Here is an 18,304-nt window from a genome sequence, read left to right on the forward strand (position 1 = left end):
GCCTTCAGCCCAGCAGCAGCTCCGCGCAGGCGTCGAGGATCGCGGCCTCGTCCAAGCCGTATTCGGCATAGAGCGCCGGGATGTCCCCGCCCTGGCCGAAACGGTCCACGCCCAGGGCCGCGACACGCTGGCCGCGCACGCCGCCCATCCAGTCGAGCGCGGCCGGATGGCCATCCAGCAACGTCACGATGCCGGCACCGGCGGCCAGCGGCGCCAGCAGGGTCTCGATGTGCGACGGCTTCGCCCCGGGCCCACTCCGGGCGCGCTTGCGGGATCCGAGCCAGCCCTGGTGCAGCCGGTCGGGCGAGGTGACGGCCAGCAGGCCGGCGCCCGGCTCCTCCGCGCGCAGCGTCTCGAAGGCCGCCATGGCCTCCGGCGCCAGGGCACCCTGATAGGCGATGGCGATGCGCCCACCCGGGGCGGGCGGCACCATCCAATAGCCGCCGGCGATGACCTGCGCGGGGTCGAGCTGCCGCTCGGGCTGGGCCAGGCCCCGCGTCGAGAGCCGCAGCCAGACGGAGGAGCCATCGGCCTCCTGCATATGCGCGAAGGCGTGGCGCATCAGGATGGCGAGCTCATCGGCGAAGGCGGGCTCGTAGGCGGCGAGGCGATCCTGCGCCATGCCGATCAGCGGTGTGTTCACCGACTGGTGCTGCCCGCCCTCGGCCGCCAGCGTAATGCCGGACGGCGTGCTGACCAGCAGGAAGCGCGCATCCATGTAGCAACCATAGATCAGCGCATCGAGGCCACGGTTCACGAAGGGGTCATAGACCGTCCCGATCGGCAGCAGCCGCGCGCCATAGAGACGATCCGACAGGCCCAGCGCGGCCAGGACCAGGAAGAGGTTCTGCTCGGCGATGCCGAGTTCCACATGCTGCCCGTCTGGCGACATGCCCCAGCGTTGGGCCGAGGCCAGCTTCGCGTCACGGAAGACGTCGTTCTTCAGATGCCGGTCGAAGATGCCGCGCCGGTTCACCCAGGGACCGAGATTGGTGGAGACCGTGACATCCGGGCTGGTGGTGACGATGCGCCCCGCCATGGGCGCGAATTCGCCCTCGCCCCGGCCGATCCCGGCCAGGATCTCGCCAAAGGCCGCCTGGGTCGAAAGCTTGCGCCCCGCCGGCACGCGCGGCACCGGCAGCACGGCCGGGATGGGAATCTTGGGCGAGGTGAGCGACCGGCCCTCGGGCGTCAGCTTCTGGGCGAAGGGCACGCTCTGGATGAAGCCGCGCATCTCCTCGGCCGGGATGTCGAGGCCCTCGAACTCATCCCATTCATGGCCGGGGCGGATGCGCATGGCGGAGCGGAACTCCTCCATCTGCTCCTTGGTCATCAGCCCGGCATGGTTGTCCTTGTGGCCGGCGAAGGGCAGGCCCATGCCCTTCACGGTATAGGCGATGAAGCAGGTGGGCTGGTCGCCCGCCGCATCCTGCGCGCGGAAGGCCTCCATCAGCGTCTCGATGTCGTGCCCGCCCAGGTTGTTCATCAGCGCGGCCAGCTCGTCATCGGTCAGCGGATCGATGATGGCGCGCAGCCCTTCCTCGCGGCCCAGCTCAGCCAGCAAGGCGGCACGCCAGGCCGCGCCGCCCTGGAAGGTGAGCGCGGCGTAGAGGCTGTTGGGGCAGTCATCGATCCAGCGGCGCAGCGCGTCGCCGCCGGGGCGTGCGAAGGCGGCCTGCAGCTTGCGCCCGTATTTGAGGGTGACGACGTTCCAGCCCATGTCGCGGAACAGGCCCTCGATCCGGCCGAAGAGGCGGTCCTGCACCACGGAATCCAGGCTCTGGCGGTTGTAGTCCACCACCCACCAGACATTGCGGATATCGTGCTTCCAGCCCTCCAGCAGGGCCTCGTAAATGTTGCCCTCGTCCAGCTCGGCATCGCCCACGATGGCGACGTGGCGGCCAGCGGGCAGGCCCTCGGGTGCCAGCTTCTTCAGCCGGACATAGTCCTGCACCAGGCTGCCGAAGCTGGTGAGTGCCACGCCCAGGCCGACAGAACCGGTGGAGAAATCCACCTCGCCGCCATCCTTCATGCGCGAAGGATAGGGCTGGATGCCGCCGAACTGGCGCAGCGTGGAGAGCCGCTCCGCGCTCTGCCGGCCGAGCAGCAGGTTCATGGCATGGAAGACCGGGCCCGCATGCGGCTTGATCGCGACACGGTCGGCCGGCTTCAGGATATCGAAGTAGAGCGCCGTCAGGATCGAGATGACCGAGGCGCAGGAGGCCTGGTGGCCGCCCACCTTCAGCCCGTCCCGGCTGGGGCGGACATGGTTCGCATGGTGGATCATCCAGGCCGAGATCCAGAGCAGCTTCCGCTCGACGGCGTTGAGCAGGGCCACGCGTCGCGCCTCGTCCGGGCTGTCGGCACGCAGGAGGGGGGATTGCTGGTTCATGGCGTCATCTTCCTGGCTTGGGGAAGCTTACCCCCATCCCCCCCATGCGTGGCTAGACCCGTCCGCGCCCCCTAGCCCTTGACCAGCTTGCGCACAGCGCTGGCCATGGCGCGCTTGCCCTCGCCCGCATAGGCCTCGTGGTTGTCCTCGATGAAGGCCGGGTCGTAGAGGTAGTTCACCATCAGCCCCGCACTCTCCCGCATACCCTTGGCCGAGGTGTCGGCGCGCCAGTTGATGCGCTCGACGCGGGCGCCGTTGGAGAGGTGGAAATGCGCCACCGGATCGGCCGCCCGCTTGGGGTTCCGGCCGGCCTCGACGGCGACGAAGCGGGCGCAGAGCCGCACCAGGACCGGCTCCAGCACCTTGGCCAGGGCCGGCGGCCATTCCTTGCGCGAGAGCAGCAATTGCAGCGCGGCGCCCGGCGAGGTCTCGGCCGGCACGCCCGCGGCGCTGCGGATGGCGGTGAGTTCCTCGGGCGTCAGCAACGCGGCGTCGCCCGCCTCCTCCCGCGCATTGAGCCAGCGGCAGAAGCCGGGCACGGGCGAGAGGGTGGCGAATTGCTTGAGGCCGCGGAATTCCTGGCCCAGCACCTCGACCACGCGCTTGATCAGGAAGTTGCCGAAGGCGATGCCGTCCAGCCCGCGCTGGCAGTTGTTGATGGAGTAGAAGATCGCAGTGTCGGCCTGGTTCGGGTCCATCACCTCGGCCTTGGGATCGAGCAGCGCCTGCACCGAGCCGGCGAGGCCCTTCATCAGCGCGATCTCGACGAAGATCAGCGGCTCCTCCGGCATGCGGGGGTGGAAGAAGGCATAGCAGCGGCGGTCGGAATCCAGCCGGTTCTTGAGGTCGTCCCAGCTTTCGATGCGATGGACCGCCTCGTAGCGGATCAGCTTTTCGAGCAGGGCCGCAGGCGAGTTCCAGTCGATCCGGCGCAGCTCGAGGAAGCCCAGGTCGAACCAGGAGGTGAGCAGCGTCTTGAGATCGGCCTCCAGAGCCTCCAGCAGCGGGTCGGTCTCGACGGCGCGCAGCAGGTCGGCGCGGAGGTCCACCAGCAGCTTCATGCCGTCCGGGATGGCGGTGAACTGGGTCAGCAGCCTGACACGCGGGCTCTCCAGCGCGCGCCGCAGCCGGACCTTGGCCGCGGCCTTGGCGGGGGCGTCGGCGGCCTGGGTCCATTCGGCGATGGCGCGCTCCACCGCCTTCGGGTCGGCGTCGAAGCCGGCCAGCACGCGCAGGAAGTTCACGCGCTCCGCCTCGGAGAAGCCGCGATAGGCGGCGGCAAGCTTGGCCGCGCGGGCCCGGGCCGAGACCTCGCCCCCGCGCGCGGCGAGGCAGGCCTGCATCTGCCCCGCGATGTCCTCCGCCTCGTCGCGCCCGCCGACGCGGTCGGCCATGTCCCGCCAGAGTCCGGTCACGCGGCGGAGCGCGCGGTCCACCAACGAATCCGACAATGACAAAGCGGCATCGGACATCAGCACTCTCCCAAGGTGGGATGGGATGCTACCGTGGAAACATTCGGAAATAAAGCGCGATCCACCGCGGACGGCGCATTTGCGCGAGGCGCAACATGTTCATCCGCCAAGGGATGCGGCCGCGCGGGCCGCTGCCTCCGGCAGGTCCTCGGCCACCAGACCGGGGCCCGCCAGCCGCGCGGCCTCGCCCTGCAGCCAGGCGGCGGCGGAGGCCGCCTCGAAGGGCGGCAGGCCCTGCGCGAGAAGGGCCGCGGCAAGTCCGGCCAGCACATCGCCGCTGCCGCCGGTCGCCAGCGTGGGCGGCGCATTGTGGTTGATCGCGGCCCGCCCATCGGGGGCGGCGATCACGCTGTCCGAGCCCTTGAGCAGCACGACCGCCCCGCTCTGCCGCGCCGCCGCCCGCGCCGCCGACAGGCGATCCCCGCCCGGCGCGCCGAAGAGGCGGGTGAACTCGCCCTCATGCGGCGTCAGGATGGCCGCCCCCCGCAGCGCCTCCGGCGCGCCCGCGCAGGCCGAGAGCGCGCCCGCATCCAGCACGAGCCGTCTGCCTGCGCGCAGCAGCATGGCGACCGCGCCGCGCGTCGTCGCATCCGGTGGCAGGCCGGGGCCGAGCAGGATCACCTCGCGCCGCGGGTCATCGGTCAGCGCCGCCAGCAGGTCCTGCATGCCCGCTGCCTGCAGCACCAGCGCGCCCGGCTCGGCCAGGCGATGCAGCAGGGCGCTGCGTCCATCGGCGCAGGCCAGCGTGACCAGCCCTGCGCCGATCCGCCGCGCCGCGCGGGCGGAGAGCAGCGCCGCCCCCGCCATCGCCGTGCCCGAGATGATCGTCACATGGCCACGGCTGTGCTTGTGGCTCCCCGCATCCGGCCGTGGCAGGCGCCAGAGCGCCGGGCCATTGGCGAAGCTGTCGGGCCGGATCCGCTCCAGCACCGCCGCGGGCAGGCCGATATCGGCGAGGACCAGCTCCCCGCAAAGGTCGCGCCCCGGCTGCAACAGGTGGCCGGGCTTGCGACGGAAGAAGGTCACGGTCAGCGCGGCCTGGGGCGCGAAGCCGCGCACCGCCCCCGTCGCGCCGCAGACTCCCGAGGGGACATCCACGGCGATGAGCGGCACGCGCACGGCGGCCAGGAGTTCCGCCGCCGCGCCTTCCACCGGGCGCGAGAGCCCGGCGCCGAACAGCGCATCCACCACCAGCCCCGCCCGCGCCACCTCCGCCACGGCGAAGGGGCGCATCGGCCCGCGCCAGGCGGCGGCGGCCAGCGCGGCGTCCACCTGGGGCGGGGCCAGCGCCGCCACGCCCACATCCCAGCCCGCGCGCTCCAGCAGTCGGGCCACGACATAGCCATCGCCGCCATTATTGCCCGGCCCGGCCAGCACCAGGACGCGGCAGGGCCGGAGGCGCCGCTGGATCGCCATTGCGACCGCCCGGCCCGCCGCGCGCATCAGCGCGGGGCCGTGACCGGCCAGGCGATCCGCCATCGCCATTTCGCGCGGCGACAACAGCTCAGGGGGGATTGCAGCGTTGAAAGGCATGGCGACATACTGGCTCAACAAAGGGAGACGTCACATGGTGCAGAAGCGGGAACGCTCGATCCAGGAACTCTATCGCGATGACCCCGAGCGGGCCGATGCCCTCGCATGGGGCCGGCGCGGCATGCTCAAGGGCGCGGCGCTGGCCTCGATGGGCGCGGCGCTCGGCGGCTCCATCCCCTTCGCGCGGCACATGCCGGGCGGCCTGCTTCCGGCCCTCTTCGCCCGCCCCGCCGCCGCGCAATCCGCCCCCGCCGTCTTCCGCATGGAAGGCAAGGCGGAGCTGATCCTCCAGGGTGACCGGCCACTGGTGGGCGAGACGCCGGAGCACATGCTGGACGAGGCGGTGACGAGCTACCGCTACTTCTTCGTCCGCAACAACGGTCAGATCCCCGAGCCGCTGACGACCGACCCGAATGCCTGGCGCCTGACCATTGATGGCGAGGTGAACACGCCCCTCACTCTGACGCTGGGCGAGCTGCGCTCGCGCTTCCCCAGCGTCACGCGGCAATTGCAGATGGAGTGCGGCGGCAATGGCCGCGCCTTCTTCACGCCGCAGACGCGCGGCAACCAATGGGGCAATGGCGCGATCAGCAATGGCGAATGGACCGGCGTGCGCCTGCGCGACGTCCTGGCCGCCGCCGGCCTCAAGCCCGGTGCCGCCTTCACCGGGCATTTCGGCGCGGACCCGCATCTCTCGGGTGCCACCGACCGGCAGGCGATCAGCCGCGGCATGCCCATCGCGAAGGCGATGGACGAGGACACGATCATCGCCTTCGCGCTGAACGGCCAGCCGGTGCCGCATATCCATGGCGCGCCGGTGCGCCTCATCGTCCCCGGCTGGCCCGGCAGCCTCAGCCAGAAATGGCTGACGCGCATCACCATTCTCGACAAGCCGCACACCGGGGCGGGCATGGGCGGCACCAGCTACCGCATCCCGGTGCGCCCGATCGTCCCGGGCAGCAACAACAACGGCGCCGATTTCGTGGACATGACGAGCATGCCGGTGCGCTCGATCCTCTCCTCACACGCGCATGGCTCGCGCCTCGCCGCCGGCACGCGCAGCCTCGATCTGCGCGGCGCGGCCTGGGCCGGCGACCTCAGCGTGCGCGCGGTGGATGTCAGCGTGGATTTCGGCGCGAGCTGGACGGCGATGCAGGTGGCCGCACCCGCCAATCGCCATGCCTGGCAGCGCTGGCAGGGCCGGGTGGCGCTGCCCTCGGACGGGTATTTCGAGGTGTGGTACCGCGCGACCGACAGCGCGGGGAAGATGCAGCCCTTCGCCGCCGCCAACTGGAACCCGCAGGGTTACGGCGCGAACCCGATCAGCCGCGCCGCCATCCTGGTGGGCTGATGCGGAACGTTCTTCTGCTGACCCTCGGCCTGCTTGGCGGCGCGCTGACCCTGGCCCAGGCCACCGAGGCGCCGGGCGGCGAGGAACCCTCCGTCCTCCCCGCCGGCCCGGGGCAGGAGGAGGTGTTCTACGCCTGCACCGCCTGCCACAGCACCGCGATCATCCGGCGGAGCAGTTTCCGGCGCGATCAATGGGACGGGCTGATGGACTGGATGACGGAGAAGCACGGGATGAACCCGCTGGAGGGGGCGGAGCGCACCCTTATCGTGGATTATCTCGCCCAGCATTACGGCCCGCGCACCGCCCCCGCGCGCGGCCGCAATCCTTTCCTGAACTGAGCATATGGCCGGGCGGCCCACCCCGCCCGGCCCCGGCACCCCTCAGGCGACGCGGCCCAGGCCGTAGCCCCGCCCGATCACATAGGCCTGCAGCGATTCCACATCGCTCTGCTGGCTGTTGATGCGATAGCGCACGAGGTCGCGGATGGAGACGATGCCGCAGAGCCGCCGCGCGCGATCCACCACGGGCAGGTGGCGGAAATAGCCCGCATCCATGATCTCCATCGCCTCATCCACCGAGGTCGAGGCAGTGACCACTTCGACCTCGCGCGTCATCAGCGCCGAGACCGGCAGGGCCAGCAGCCCCGCGCCATGCTGCGTCAGGCCGCGCACCACGTCGCGCTCGCTGAGGATGCCGACCAGCATGCCCTCGGCGTCGCAGACGACGACGGCGCCGATGCGCCGCTGGGCGATGATCTCCGCCGCCTCGGTCACCGGGGATTCCGGGAGGACGGAAATCACGGCGGCCCCCTTCTGGTTGAGCACGGCACCGACGGTCATGGCTGCATCCTTACGGCAAGGGAACGAACACGCGGGCTATAGCCGACGTATGCAGTCGGACATCACGAATTCCTTCAATCTGTCCAAGACTTCATGTTTCGCTCATGCAACGCGGGGGAGCGTGGCCGGTAGCATCCCGCATGCCCTTGACCCTGGCCTGCCTGCACACGGCGGAAAGCAACGCCACCCTCTTTCAGGCAGCGGCCGAGGCTTTGCCGGGCGGCGCGCTCACCCTCACCCACCGGATCCGTCCCGACCTGCTGCGCGAGCCGACACCCGCCACGCTGGAGGCCGTCGCCGCCCTGCTGCGCGAGATGGCGGAGGGGGCGGATGCCGTGCTGCTCACCTGCTCCACCATCGGGGGGGCCGCGGCGCGCGCCCAGGATGCGGCGCGGCCCGTGCTGCGCGCCGATGCCGCGCTGGCCGAGGCCGCGACGCGGCGCGGCGGCATGGTCGAGGTGCTCTACGCCGCCCCCACCACGGAGGGACCGACGCGCGCCGTCTTCGAGGCCGCGGCCGCCCGGACCGGCGCCCAGCTCCGGCTGCACTTGGTGGAGGGCGCCTGGCCGCTCTTCCTGGCCGGTGAGGCCGAGGCCTATCACGCCCGCATCGCCGAGGTGGCGCGCGGACTGTCCGGGCGGGTGGTGCTGGCCCAGGCCTCCATGGCCGGCGCCGCAGCGCTGCTCCCGGAGGCGCCGCCCCTCACCGTGCCGGCCATCAGCGTCATGGCGGCGGCCCGGGCCGCCCTCAAGGCGCGGGATTCGCGCTAGACTGCGCTTCCACGATTCGCCGGAGCGCGGAAATGGCCTTCATCATCGCCGTCGCACAGCAGAAAGGGGGGGCGGGGAAATCCACCCTCGCTTCCAATCTCGCCGTGGCCCTGCTGCAGGGGAACCGGCGCGTGGCCCTGCTCGACACCGACCCGCAGGCGAGCCTGACGCGCTGGCATGCGCTGCGCCCCGCCAGCGCGCCGCGTCTGATCTTCGACGCGCCCTCGGGCTGGCGCGTAACGGGCGCGCTGGACAAGCTGCGGCGCGAGGCCGATGTCATCGTGATGGACACGCCGCCGCATGCCGACACGGACAGCCGCATCGCCATCCGCGGCGCCGACCTTGTCCTGATCCCTCTGCAGGCCTCCCTGCCCGACCTCTGGGCGAGCGAGGCGACCATCGCGCTGGCCGAGGCGGAGAAGCGCGCCCATCGCCTCGTGCTCAACCGCCTGCCCGCCTCGGGCCGGCTGCGCGATGTGGTGATGGAGGAGCTGGCGCGCCGCAAGGCGCCCGTCATGGCACAGACGCTGGGCAACCGCTCGGCCTTCGGCGCCGCCTTCGCCCTCGGCCAGGGGGTGACCGAAAGTGCCGCGCGCAGCCCCGCCGCCGAGGAGATCCGCGCGCTCGCCGCCGCCATCGGCAAGCTCGCGGCTGGCAAGACGAAAGGGAAGTGATGGCGCATCTCGCCTTCGTGCTGCATGTGGGCTTCGCCGCGCTATGGGTGGGGGGCATGGCCTTCGCCATCCTGGCTCTCCGCCCCGCGCTCGCCGCGCTGGAACCGCCGCAGCGCCTGGCCCTGATGGGCCGGGTCCACAAGCGCTTCTTCCTGATCGTCTGGCATGCCATGCCGATCGTGATGCTGACCGGCTATTGGCTGCTCTTTGGCCATTTCGGCGGCTTCCGCGGCGCGGGCTGGCATGTGCACCTGATGCACCTGACGGGCCTGCTGATGTCCGCCATCTACCTCGCCATCTTCTTCGGACCCTGGCGCCGCATGCGCCAGGCGCTCTCGGCGGGCGACCTGCCCGCAGCGGCGGCGGCCAATGAGGGCATCCGCCGCCTGGTCACGGGCAATCTCCTGCTCGGCCTCTTCACGCTCGGCATCGCCGCCTGGGGACGCTTCGGTTGACCCACAACCTCACCATCCGCGACGACGACTATCCGGAGCTGGAGGCGGTGGCCGCCATCCAGCGCGGCCTGCACAGCTACAACCAGGAACGCGGCGGCCCCTATGACCGCGAGCCGGTGACCGTCCTGGCCCGCGACGAGGATGAAGTGGTGAAGGGCGGGCTGCTCGGCCTCACCTACTGGAACTGGCTCTTCATCGACTGGCTCTGGCTCGCGCAGGACCAGCGCGGCAAGGGGCTCGGCACCGAGCTTCTCGCCCGGGCCGAGGCGGTGGCCCGTGCGCGCGGCTGCACCGACGCCTATACCGACACCTTCAGCTTCCACGCGCCGCATTTCTGGACACGCAATGGCTGGGTGGAGGCGGGGCGGCTGGATGGCATGCCGCCCGGCCATGCGCGCATCTGGTATCGCAAGAAGCTCTGACCCCCCTCCTCAAGAGGCGTGACCCCGGCGCGAAAGCGGGACATGCTGGGCGCAATCAAAGCCCCGAGGAGGAAGTCCATGCCCATGATCGCCCGGCGTGCGGCGCTGGCCCTGCCCATGCTGCCGCTCGCCCTGCCGGCCCGCGCCGATGGCTGGAAGCCCGCCCAGCCCGTCCGCATCCTGGTTCCGGCGGCACCCGCGGGAACGACGGACATCATGGCCCGCCTGCTCGCGCCGCGCCTTCAGGCACGCTGGGGCGTGAACGTGGTGGTCGAGAACCGCGCGGGCGCGGGCGGCACCATCGGCACGCTGGAGCTGGTGCGATCCCGCCCCGACGGCTTCACCCTGATGTCGGGCAATATCGGCCCGCAGGCCATCGCCTATTCGCTGTTCCGCAACCTCGCCTACCGGGCGGAGCAGATCGCCTGCATCGCCGGCACCATCCGCGGCCCCAATGTGCTGGTGGTGAACAATGACGTTCCGGCGCGCAGCGTGGCGGAACTCGCGGCGCTGCTGCGCGCGCGGCCGGGGCAGATCCCCTACGCCTCCACCGGCGTCGGCCAGTCCACCCATCTCTCGCCCGTGCTCATGCTGCAGATGCTGAACGCCCAGGCGATCCATGTGCCCTTCCGCGGCTCGGGCCCCGCCCAGGTGGACCTGCTGGCCGGGCATGTGGCCTTCATGATCGACAACCTGACCGGCGTGATGGAGCACATCCGCGCCGGGCGCGTCCGCGCGCTCGCCGTCACCAGCGCTGAGCGCAGCCCGCAGCTGCCCGACATCCCCGCGATGCGCGAGACGCTGCCCGAGCTGGCCAGCTATGAGGTGAACACCTGGTTCGGCATCTTCGGCCCCGCCGCCCTGCCGCCCGCCATCGTCACCGCCGTGAACGCGGAGGTGAATGCCTGGCTCGACCTGGACGAGACCCGCGCCCGCTTCACCGAGCTGGGCGGCGTGCCGCTGCGCCTCAGCCCCGAGGAATTCGCCGCCTTCGTCGCCGCCGAGACGCGCAAATGGGGCGAGGTGATCCGCCGCGAGGGGCTGCAGATGGATGCGGGCTGAGGCGTGATCCGCCCGGCGGGGGCTGGTCCTCGCGGCCGGCCTCCCCCATCTGGGACAGCATCGCCACCAGGTGCCGGGACCACGCCACCGCATGACCGACGACAAGGAAGCCCGCCGCGCCGCCGCGCTGCGCGCGAATCTCCGCAAGCGCAAGGCGCAGCAGCGCGCCCGGGCCGAAGCGCCCGAGCCCGCCGCCCATGGACGCGAAGGGCTGAACGAGGCTAGACCCCCCTCCTCCGAGCCAGCGCCGAGGAAGCCCTGACATGCCCATCATGCCCGACCACTGGATCCGCCGCATGGCGACCGAGCACGGCATGATCTCGCCCTTCATCGAGGCGCAGAAGCGCGAGGGCGTGATCTCCTACGGCCTCTCCTCCTACGGCTATGACGCGCGGGCGGCGGATGAGTTCAAGGTCTTCACCAATGTGGACAACGCCGTGGTGGATCCCAAGGAATTCTCCGAGACGGGCTTCGTCACCCGCAAGGGCCCGGTCTGCATCATCCCGCCCAATTCCTTCGTGCTGACCCACACCGTCGAGTGGTTCAAGGTGCCGCGCGACGTGCTGGTGATCTGCCTCGGCAAGTCCACCTATGCCCGCTGCGGCCTGATCGTGAACGTGACGCCGCTGGAGCCCGAATGGGAAGGCCAGGTCACCATCGAGATCAGCAACACCACCCCCCTCCCCGCCAAGGTCTATGCCAATGAGGGGATCTGCCAGTTCCTCTTCCTGCAGGGGGCGGGCGCGCCGGAGGTGAGCTATGCCGACCGCGCCGGCAAATACATGGGCCAGCGCGGCGTGGCGCTGCCCCGGCTCTAGAGGCGCGGGCCCGCCCCGGAGCCGGAGGGACGCGTGACCCCTTACCCCTGGCGCAACGTGCTGATCACCGGCGCCGCCTGCGGCCTCGGTCGCGCCCTGGCCGAGGCCTGCGCCGCCCCCGGCGTATCGCTGCATCTGGGCGATGTGCAGGCTGAGGGGCTGGCGGAGGCCGCCGCGCTCTGCACCGCGCGCGGCGCCCGCGTCACCACGGCCGTGATCGACGTCTGCGATGCCGCCGCCATGGCCGCCTGGATCGGCGGCGCGACGCCGCTCGACCTCGTGATCGCCAATGCGGGCGTGCTGGGCGCGATCGGCGCGCCCTTCGAATGCCCGCACCAGGCGCGCCGCATCCTGGAGACGAATGTCACCGGGACGCTCAACACGGCGCTGCCCGCCATCGCGGTGATGGCGGCGCAGGCCCCCGGCGCCGGCGGGGTGCGCGGGCGCATCGCCGTGATCTCCTCCATCCTGGCCTTCGTGGCGGCGCCCATGTCGCCCGCCTATTCGGCCAGCAAGTCCGCCCTCCAGGCCTGGGCGGAGGCGATGGACGGCAATGAGCGCGCCCGCGGCATCCGCATCCATGCGGTGGCGCCCGGCTATATCCGCACCGAACTCAGCGCCGCCAACACCATGCCGATGCCGCTCATCATGCGGCCCTCCCGCGCCGCACGGCTGACGCTGGAGGGCATCGCGGCCGGCCGGACCCGCGTGTCCTTCCCGCGGCGCGTTCACCTCGGCGTGCGGCTGATCGGCGCCCTGCCGCCAGATCTGCGGAATGCGCTGATCAGTCGGGTGCAGCGTTGGCACCTCAAGCGGATGCGCAAGGGCAGCGCGGGCTGATGCGCGGCGGCAGGGCGGTGCGGGCCTTCCTGCGCCGATGCGAAGGCCATAGTCTCACCGGGGCGGCCTCCGCCCGACAGCACAAGAAAAGCCGCCCATGAGCACGCCGACCGCCATCCACCCGGCCGCCCCGCACCACCTGCCCATCTTCATCCCCGGCCCGGATGGGAGCGACGGGCTGATGTGGATCACGGCCGGCATCCTGCTGGTCTCGACCGTTTCCTTCGGCCTGCTCTTCCTCCGGCTGCACACCCTGCCCGAGCGGATGGCGCACCGCACCCACAAGCTGCAATTCGAGATCGTGGCGGTGCTGGGCCTGCTCGCGCTCTTCACGCATATCCATGCCTTCTGGGTGGCGGGGCTGCTGCTGGCCCTGATCGACATCCCGGATTTCCTCACCCCCATGCGGCGGATCGCGGGATCCAGCGAGCGCATCGCGGGCCTGCCGCCCGGCGGCGGGGACGACCCCGAGGCGCGCCCCCAGGCCATGGCCGCGAAGAAGCGGGGCCACTGAGCCATGCTGGAAATCCTGCTCTGCTCGATGGTCACGATCCTGCCGGACTACCTGTTCCGCCGCTATGTGCAGGGCAGGCGCTTCGGCCATGAGATCACGCTCTTCTCGGTCTGGTTCGAGCTGCGCTGGGGCATCGTCACCTGCCTGCTGCTGGCCATCAGCCTGATCACCGCCGTCTTCTACTTCCACCCGACCAGCGTGCATGTCAGCTCGGTCTTCCGCACCGTGCCCATCGTCCCGCAGATCAATGGCCGCGTCGCCGAGATCCATGTCCGCGGCAGCGAGGCGGTCGAGGCCGGCACCCCCCTCTTCCGCCTGGCCGACGAGACGCAGCGCACCGCCGTCGAGACCGCCCGCCGCGCCGTAGCCGAGGTGGATGCGGCCCTGCTCGTGGCACGGGCCGATCTCGCGGCCTCCGAGGCACGGATCCTCGAAGCCCAGGGCGCGCTGCAGCAGGCGGCCGACGAACTGGCGACAAAGCAGGCGCTGCGCGACGTGGCCGCGCGGCGCGAGGTGGAGCGGCTGCAGGTGATGGTGCAGACGCGCGAGGCGGGTGTCGCCGCCGCACAGGCCGCGCGGCAGGCCGTCGCCGCCCGCATCTCCGACCAGCTGCCGGCCGAGCGGGCGAGCGCGCTGGCCGCCCTCGCCCAGGCGGAGGCGGAGCTGGACAAGACCATCATCCGCGCCGGCGTCTCCGGCCGCGTCGAGCAGTTCCTGCTGCAGGTGGGCGATGTCGTGAACCCCTTCGCCCGGCCCGCCGGCGTGCTGGTGCCCGAGGATCTGGGCGCGCGCAGCCCAAGGCTGGCGGCTGGCTTCGGCCAGATCGAGGCGCGCGTGCTGCGCCCTGGCATGCTGGCCGAGGCGAGCTGCGCCTCCCTGCCCTGGACCATCATCCCCATGGTGGTGACGCAGGTTCAGCCCTTCGTGGCGAGCGGCCAGATCAGGGGCGGCGACGTGCTGCTGGACGCGCAGCAATTCAGCCGCCCCGGCACGGTGCTCGCCATCCTGGAGCCGCTTTACCCCGGCGGGCTCGACAAGGTCATCCCCGGCAGCAACTGCATCGCCAATGCATATACCTCCAACCATGAGGCGCTGAGCGACCCGGCCACCGGCTCCCTCCAAGCGGTCGCCCTGCACGCGATCGACGCGGTGGGGCTCGTCCATGCCATCCTGCTGCGGATCCAGACGATCCTGCTGCCCTTCAAGGCCCTGGTGCTCTCCGGCCACTGACGTCCCTGGCGGGGGCGGGCCATGCGGCGGGCGCGGTTGTCTTGGGCGGGGGCTGGTGGCAGATGATCCGGGCTCCAGGCGGGTATTCAGGTTAGGCAGGGATCGAGATGGACCGGATTCGCATCCGCGGCGGCGTGAAGCTGAACGGCACCGTGCCGGTCTCGGGCGCCAAGAACGCGACCCTGCCCCTGATGGCAGCCGGCCTGCTCTGCGACGGCCCGCTGACCCTGACCAATGCGCCCGACCTCGCCGACATCGCGACCATGCGCGCCCTGCTGGTCCAGCACGGGCTTGAGGTCGCGCATGACAGGCAGGCGCGGACGCTGACCATCAGCGGTGCGGCCACCAACCTGGAGGCGCCCTACGACATCGTCCGCAAGATGCGCGCCTCCGTCCTCGTGCTCGGCCCGTTGCTCGCGCGCTACGGCCAGGCGCGCGTCTCCCTGCCCGGCGGCTGCGCCATCGGCACCCGCCCGGTGGACCTGCACATCAAGGGGCTGGAGCAGCTCGGCGCCGAGATCGAGATCAATGCCGGCTACATCGAGGCGCGCGCGCCTCGCGGCAAGCTGCGCGGGGCCAAGATCATCTTCCCCCAGGTCAGCGTGGGTGCGACCGAGAACCTGCTGATGGCCGCCTGCCTCGCCGAGGGCGAGACCGAACTGGTCAACGCCGCGCGCGAGCCCGAGATCAGCGACCTCGCCATGTGCCTGATGCGCATGGGCGCGCGCATCGAGGGCATCGGCACCGGCACGCTGCGGATCGAGGGCGGCGCCACGCTGATGCCGGCCACCCACCCCATCGTGCCCGACCGCATCGAGGCCGGCACCTATGCCTGCGCGGCGGCCATCACCGGCGGCACGCTGCACCTGCAAGGTGCGAAAATGGAGCATCTGGGCGCCGTCGCCCGCGTGCTGCGCGATGCCGGCGTGGATGTGGCGGAGACGCATACCGGTCTCACCGTCAGCCGCCTCAATGGCCTGCGCGGCGTGGATGTGGTGACCGAGCCGTTCCCGGGCTTCGCCACCGACATGCAGGCCCAGTTCATGGCGCTGATGTGCGTGGCCGAAGGGGCCGCCATGATCACCGAGACCATCTTCGAGAACCGCTTCATGCACGTGCCCGAGCTGATGCGCATGGGGGCCCGCATCAATTTCCACGGCACCTCCGCCATCGTGCGCGGCGTGCCGAAGCTGGCCGGCGCGCCCGTGATGGCGACCGATCTGCGCGCCTCGGTCAGCCTCATCCTGGCGGGCCTCGCCGCCGAGGGGGAGACCATCGTGAACCGCGTCTATCACCTCGACCGCGGCTATGAGCATGTCGAGCAGAAGCTCGCAGCCGTCGGCGCCGACATCGCGCGGCTGCCGGCGTGATGGACATGCCCATGCCGCTCACCGCGACCGAGGCCGGCACCGGCCTGATCCTCGCACTGCCCAAGGGCCGTATCCTGAAGGAGCTGCGCCCCGTCCTGGCGCGCGCCGGCATCGTGCCGGCGGAGGATTTCCTCGACGAGGACAGCCGCCGCCTGCGCTTCGAGACCAATGACCCGATGCTGGACGTGGTGCGCGTGCGTCCCTTTGACGTCGCGACCTTCGTCGCCCATGGCGGCGCGCAGATCGGCGTCTGCGGCGGCGACGTGCTGATGGAATACGACACGGACCAGATCTACGCGCCGCTCGACCTCGGCCTCGGCCGCTGCCGCGTCTCGGTGGCCGAGCAGGCGGTGACGGCCGGGCAGGATGATCCCTCGCGCTGGTCGCGCATCCGTGTCGCCACCAAGTATCCGAACATCGCGCGGCGGCACTTCTCGGCGCGCGGCGTGCAGGCGGAGGTGGTGCACCTGAATGGCGCGATGGAGCTGGCGCCCTCGCTCGGGCTCTCGCGCGTCATCGTTGACCTGGTGCAGACCGGCTCCACGCTGAAGGCGAATGGCCTCGTCGAGACGGAAGTGATCGCGCATGTCACCTCGCGCCTCATCGTGAACCGGACGGCGCTGAAGACACGGCCGGAGGAGATCGCCGGCTGGATCGCGCGGTTCCGGGCCGCCTTGACCTGAACCCAGGGGCGCTGCCCCTGGACCCCGCCAAAGGCCCAGGCCTTTGGAAACCAAGAGTGGAACATGCAGTTCATCCGCACGAGTGACGCCGGCTTCGAAGCCGCCTTTGCCGCCATCCTGGAGGATGGACGCGACACGACGACGCGCGTGGATGCCGCCGTCGCCGAGATCATCCAGGCCGTCCGCAGCGAGGGCGACGCCGCCCTGCTGCGGCTGACCAGCCGCTTCGACGGCTGGACGCCGGGCGACACCATCGCGCTGCAGGTCACCGCGGCCGAGATCGACGCGGCCATCACGACCGTGGAGCCCGGGCTCCTGGAGGCACTCGACCTCGCGGCCATGCGCATCGAAGCCTTCCACCGCGCGCAGATGCCGGCCGACCTCGTCGTGCCGGGCGCGGATGGCGTGGCGCTGGGGCTGCGGTGGAACGCGCTTGATGCGGTGGGCCTCTACGTGCCGGGCGGCAAGGCGGCCTACCCCTCCTCCGTGCTGATGAACGCCATCCCCGCGCGCGTCGCGGGGGTGGCGCGCCTCGCCATGGTGGTTCCCACGCCAGGGGGCGCGCTGAACCCGCTGGTCCTGGCGGCGGCGCGCCGCGCGGGCGTCACGGAGGTCTGGCGCATCGGCGGCGCGCAGGCGGTGGCGGCCCTCGCCTGGGGCACGCAGAGCATCGCCCCGGTGGACCGCGTCGTCGGTCCCGGCAACGCCTATGTGGCCGAAGCCAAGCGCCAGGTCTTCGGCCGCGTCGGCATCGATTCCATCGCCGGCCCGTCGGAGGTGCTGATCCTCGCCGATGGCAACAACAACCCCGCCCATGTGGCGATGGACCTGATGGCCCAGGCCGAGCATGACGAGGCCGCGCAATCCATCCTCATCACCGATGATGCGGCCTTCGCCGAGGCCGTGGTGCGCGAGGTGGAAAAGGCCCTGCTCACCCTGCCCCGCCGCGCCATCGCCGGCGAGAGCTGGGCGAAGCATGGCGCCGTGATCCTCGTGCGGAACTGGGAGGAGGCGGTCGGCCTCACCAACCGCCTGGCGCCCGAGCACCTGCAGATCATGACGCCGGACCCGCAGGCGCTGTTTGCCCGCATCCGCCATGCGGGCGCCGCCTTTCTCGGCCGCTACACGCCCGAGGCCATCGGCGACTACGTGGCCGGCCCCAACCATGTGCTGCCCACCGGGCGCACCAGCCGCTTCGCCTCGGGCCTCTCGGTCTATGATTTCCTGAAGCGCACCACCTGGGTGGAGGCCGATGCCGCGGGCCTCGCCGCCATCGGCCCGGCCGCCGTGAAACTGGCCGAGGCCGAGGGCCTGGGCGCCCATGCGGCGAGTGTCGCGATCCGCCTGTAAAAGCCGGCTCCGCGCGGCGACGCGGTGTTCGCGATCGCGCCGCGCGTCCTGGTCGGTCGGAACCTATGGCACCGATCGCATGCGCCGATTGGGCAGCCCCATGAGAGACCGTAAGATCGAGGGCGAAGGAGATCCGAAATGACCCGTCACGCCCTGGTCACCGCATCCGCATTGGCCGTCGCGGCCCTGGCCTGGGTGCCCCCGGCGCAAAGCCAGCGTCCCGCGTTCATCCTCTATTGCGTGGAGCTCCAGACCAGCTGGGCCGCCAACATCATGATGGATACGCGCGACAGCGCCGGCAACTGGAGCAACATCTACTACGTCACCACGGACCCCGGCCGGCGATGCCAGCGCGCGCCACAAGACGTGACGCAGGTGCGGTTCACCATCCGCGGCAATGTGGGTGGCCCCCTGCGCAATGTCTGTCAGGTCACGGGGCATGGCGACCGGGCGGCCACGCTCCAGGTCTCTGGCTCGCAGGAAAGCCCCGCCTGCGTGTTGGTGCAGTAGCTGGCTTGCCTCCAGGGCC

20 protein-coding genes are annotated in these 18,304 nt (G+C 71.2%); 16 read left to right on the plus strand and 4 right to left on the minus strand.

Annotated features, from left to right (window positions below; all coding sequences use genetic code 11):
- Nucleotides 1–4: 4 nt before the first annotated feature.
- The 3 genes from R9Z33_RS18420 to R9Z33_RS18430 all read right to left on the minus strand — a co-directional run bounded on the left by R9Z33_RS18420 (nt 5) and on the right by R9Z33_RS18430 (nt 5,349).
- The gene (locus tag R9Z33_RS18420) at nt 5–2,392 is read right to left on the minus strand and encodes a 1-deoxy-D-xylulose-5-phosphate synthase N-terminal domain-containing protein (RefSeq protein WP_318648017.1); all 2,388 of its coding nucleotides are present in this window, start codon (nt 2,390–2,392) and stop codon (nt 5–7) included.
- Nucleotides 2,393–2,463: 71 nt separating this feature from the next.
- Nucleotides 2,464–3,864, minus strand: a complete 1,401-nt coding sequence (locus R9Z33_RS18425; RefSeq protein ID WP_318648018.1) for a malonyl-CoA decarboxylase — start codon at nt 3,862–3,864, stop codon at nt 2,464–2,466.
- 99 nt (nt 3,865–3,963) lie between these two features.
- Nucleotides 3,964–5,349: an NAD(P)H-hydrate dehydratase gene (locus R9Z33_RS18430; RefSeq protein ID WP_318648019.1), complete on the minus strand. Its 1,386-nt coding sequence runs from the start codon at nt 5,347–5,349 to the stop codon at nt 3,964–3,966.
- A gap of 82 nt (nt 5,350–5,431) precedes the next feature.
- Here R9Z33_RS18430 and R9Z33_RS18435 point away from each other — a divergent pair, with 82 nt between their 5' ends.
- Together R9Z33_RS18435 and R9Z33_RS18440 are read left to right on the plus strand one after the other, a co-directional pair.
- Nucleotides 5,432–6,748, plus strand: a complete 1,317-nt coding sequence (locus R9Z33_RS18435; protein WP_318648020.1) for a sulfite oxidase — start codon at nt 5,432–5,434, stop codon at nt 6,746–6,748.
- Nucleotides 6,748–7,086, plus strand: coding sequence for a hypothetical protein (locus R9Z33_RS18440; RefSeq protein ID WP_318648021.1), 339 nt, complete (start codon nt 6,748–6,750; stop codon nt 7,084–7,086). Before R9Z33_RS18435 ends, R9Z33_RS18440 begins: the two co-directional genes overlap by 1 nt.
- A 42-nt stretch (nt 7,087–7,128) precedes the next feature.
- Here R9Z33_RS18440 and R9Z33_RS18445 read toward each other — a convergent pair whose 3' ends face one another.
- Complete coding sequence (locus tag R9Z33_RS18445; protein ID WP_318648022.1) at nt 7,129–7,587, minus strand: CBS domain-containing protein; 459 nt, start codon at nt 7,585–7,587, stop codon at nt 7,129–7,131.
- Between the two features lie 140 nt (nt 7,588–7,727).
- On the opposite strand from R9Z33_RS18445, the gene R9Z33_RS18450 reads away from it, so the two are divergent.
- From R9Z33_RS18450 to R9Z33_RS18515, 14 genes are all read left to right on the plus strand, one after another.
- Nucleotides 7,728–8,357, plus strand: a complete 630-nt coding sequence (locus tag R9Z33_RS18450) for a hypothetical protein (protein WP_318648023.1) — start codon at nt 7,728–7,730, stop codon at nt 8,355–8,357.
- A gap of 32 nt (nt 8,358–8,389) precedes the next feature.
- On the plus strand, nt 8,390–9,031 hold the full coding sequence (gene parA / locus R9Z33_RS18455; RefSeq protein WP_318648024.1) for a ParA family partition ATPase: 642 nt from the start codon (nt 8,390–8,392) through the stop codon (nt 9,029–9,031).
- Nucleotides 9,031–9,486: a CopD family protein gene (locus R9Z33_RS18460; protein WP_318648025.1), complete on the plus strand. Its 456-nt coding sequence runs from the start codon at nt 9,031–9,033 to the stop codon at nt 9,484–9,486. Before parA ends, R9Z33_RS18460 begins: the two co-directional genes overlap by 1 nt.
- Nucleotides 9,483–9,908: a GNAT family N-acetyltransferase gene (locus R9Z33_RS18465; RefSeq protein ID WP_318648026.1), complete on the plus strand. Its 426-nt coding sequence runs from the start codon at nt 9,483–9,485 to the stop codon at nt 9,906–9,908. Before R9Z33_RS18460 ends, R9Z33_RS18465 begins: the two co-directional genes overlap by 4 nt.
- A 78-nt stretch (nt 9,909–9,986) precedes the next feature.
- Nucleotides 9,987–10,970, plus strand: coding sequence for a Bug family tripartite tricarboxylate transporter substrate binding protein (locus R9Z33_RS18470; protein WP_318648027.1), 984 nt, complete (start codon nt 9,987–9,989; stop codon nt 10,968–10,970).
- Nucleotides 10,971–11,061: 91 nt separating this feature from the next.
- A complete protein-coding gene (locus R9Z33_RS18475) occupies nt 11,062–11,232 on the plus strand; it encodes a hypothetical protein (protein WP_318648028.1) in 171 nt (56 codons plus the stop codon).
- Nucleotide 11,233: 1 nt separating this feature from the next.
- Nucleotides 11,234–11,788 (plus strand): dCTP deaminase, encoded by a 555-nt coding sequence (dcd, locus tag R9Z33_RS18480; RefSeq protein WP_318648029.1) that lies wholly within the window; start codon nt 11,234–11,236, stop codon nt 11,786–11,788.
- Between the two features lie 33 nt (nt 11,789–11,821).
- Nucleotides 11,822–12,628 (plus strand): SDR family NAD(P)-dependent oxidoreductase, encoded by an 807-nt coding sequence (locus tag R9Z33_RS18485; RefSeq protein ID WP_318648030.1) that lies wholly within the window; start codon nt 11,822–11,824, stop codon nt 12,626–12,628.
- Nucleotides 12,629–12,725: 97 nt separating this feature from the next.
- Nucleotides 12,726–13,142, plus strand: a complete 417-nt coding sequence (locus tag R9Z33_RS18490; protein ID WP_318648031.1) for a hypothetical protein — start codon at nt 12,726–12,728, stop codon at nt 13,140–13,142.
- A 3-nt stretch (nt 13,143–13,145) separates the two neighbouring features.
- On the plus strand, nt 13,146–14,372 hold the full coding sequence (locus tag R9Z33_RS18495; protein ID WP_318648032.1) for an HlyD family secretion protein: 1,227 nt from the start codon (nt 13,146–13,148) through the stop codon (nt 14,370–14,372).
- Between the two features lie 107 nt (nt 14,373–14,479).
- Nucleotides 14,480–15,742: a UDP-N-acetylglucosamine 1-carboxyvinyltransferase gene (gene murA, locus R9Z33_RS18500; RefSeq protein ID WP_318648033.1), complete on the plus strand. Its 1,263-nt coding sequence runs from the start codon at nt 14,480–14,482 to the stop codon at nt 15,740–15,742.
- Nucleotides 15,743–15,753: 11 nt separating this feature from the next.
- Nucleotides 15,754–16,425, plus strand: a complete 672-nt coding sequence (hisG, locus tag R9Z33_RS18505; RefSeq protein ID WP_318648034.1) for an ATP phosphoribosyltransferase — start codon at nt 15,754–15,756, stop codon at nt 16,423–16,425.
- A 63-nt stretch (nt 16,426–16,488) separates the two neighbouring features.
- Entirely contained in the window at nt 16,489–17,775 is a 1,287-nt protein-coding gene (gene hisD, locus R9Z33_RS18510) for a histidinol dehydrogenase (RefSeq protein ID WP_318648035.1), read from the plus strand.
- 138 nt (nt 17,776–17,913) lie between these two features.
- Nucleotides 17,914–18,285: a hypothetical protein gene (locus R9Z33_RS18515; RefSeq protein WP_318648036.1), complete on the plus strand. Its 372-nt coding sequence runs from the start codon at nt 17,914–17,916 to the stop codon at nt 18,283–18,285.
- Nucleotides 18,286–18,304: the final 19 nt, after the last annotated feature.

Origin of the sequence: Sediminicoccus rosea (assembly GCF_033547095.1) — a bacterium.
Taxonomy (GTDB): domain Bacteria; phylum Pseudomonadota; class Alphaproteobacteria; order Acetobacterales; family Acetobacteraceae; genus Roseococcus; species Roseococcus rosea.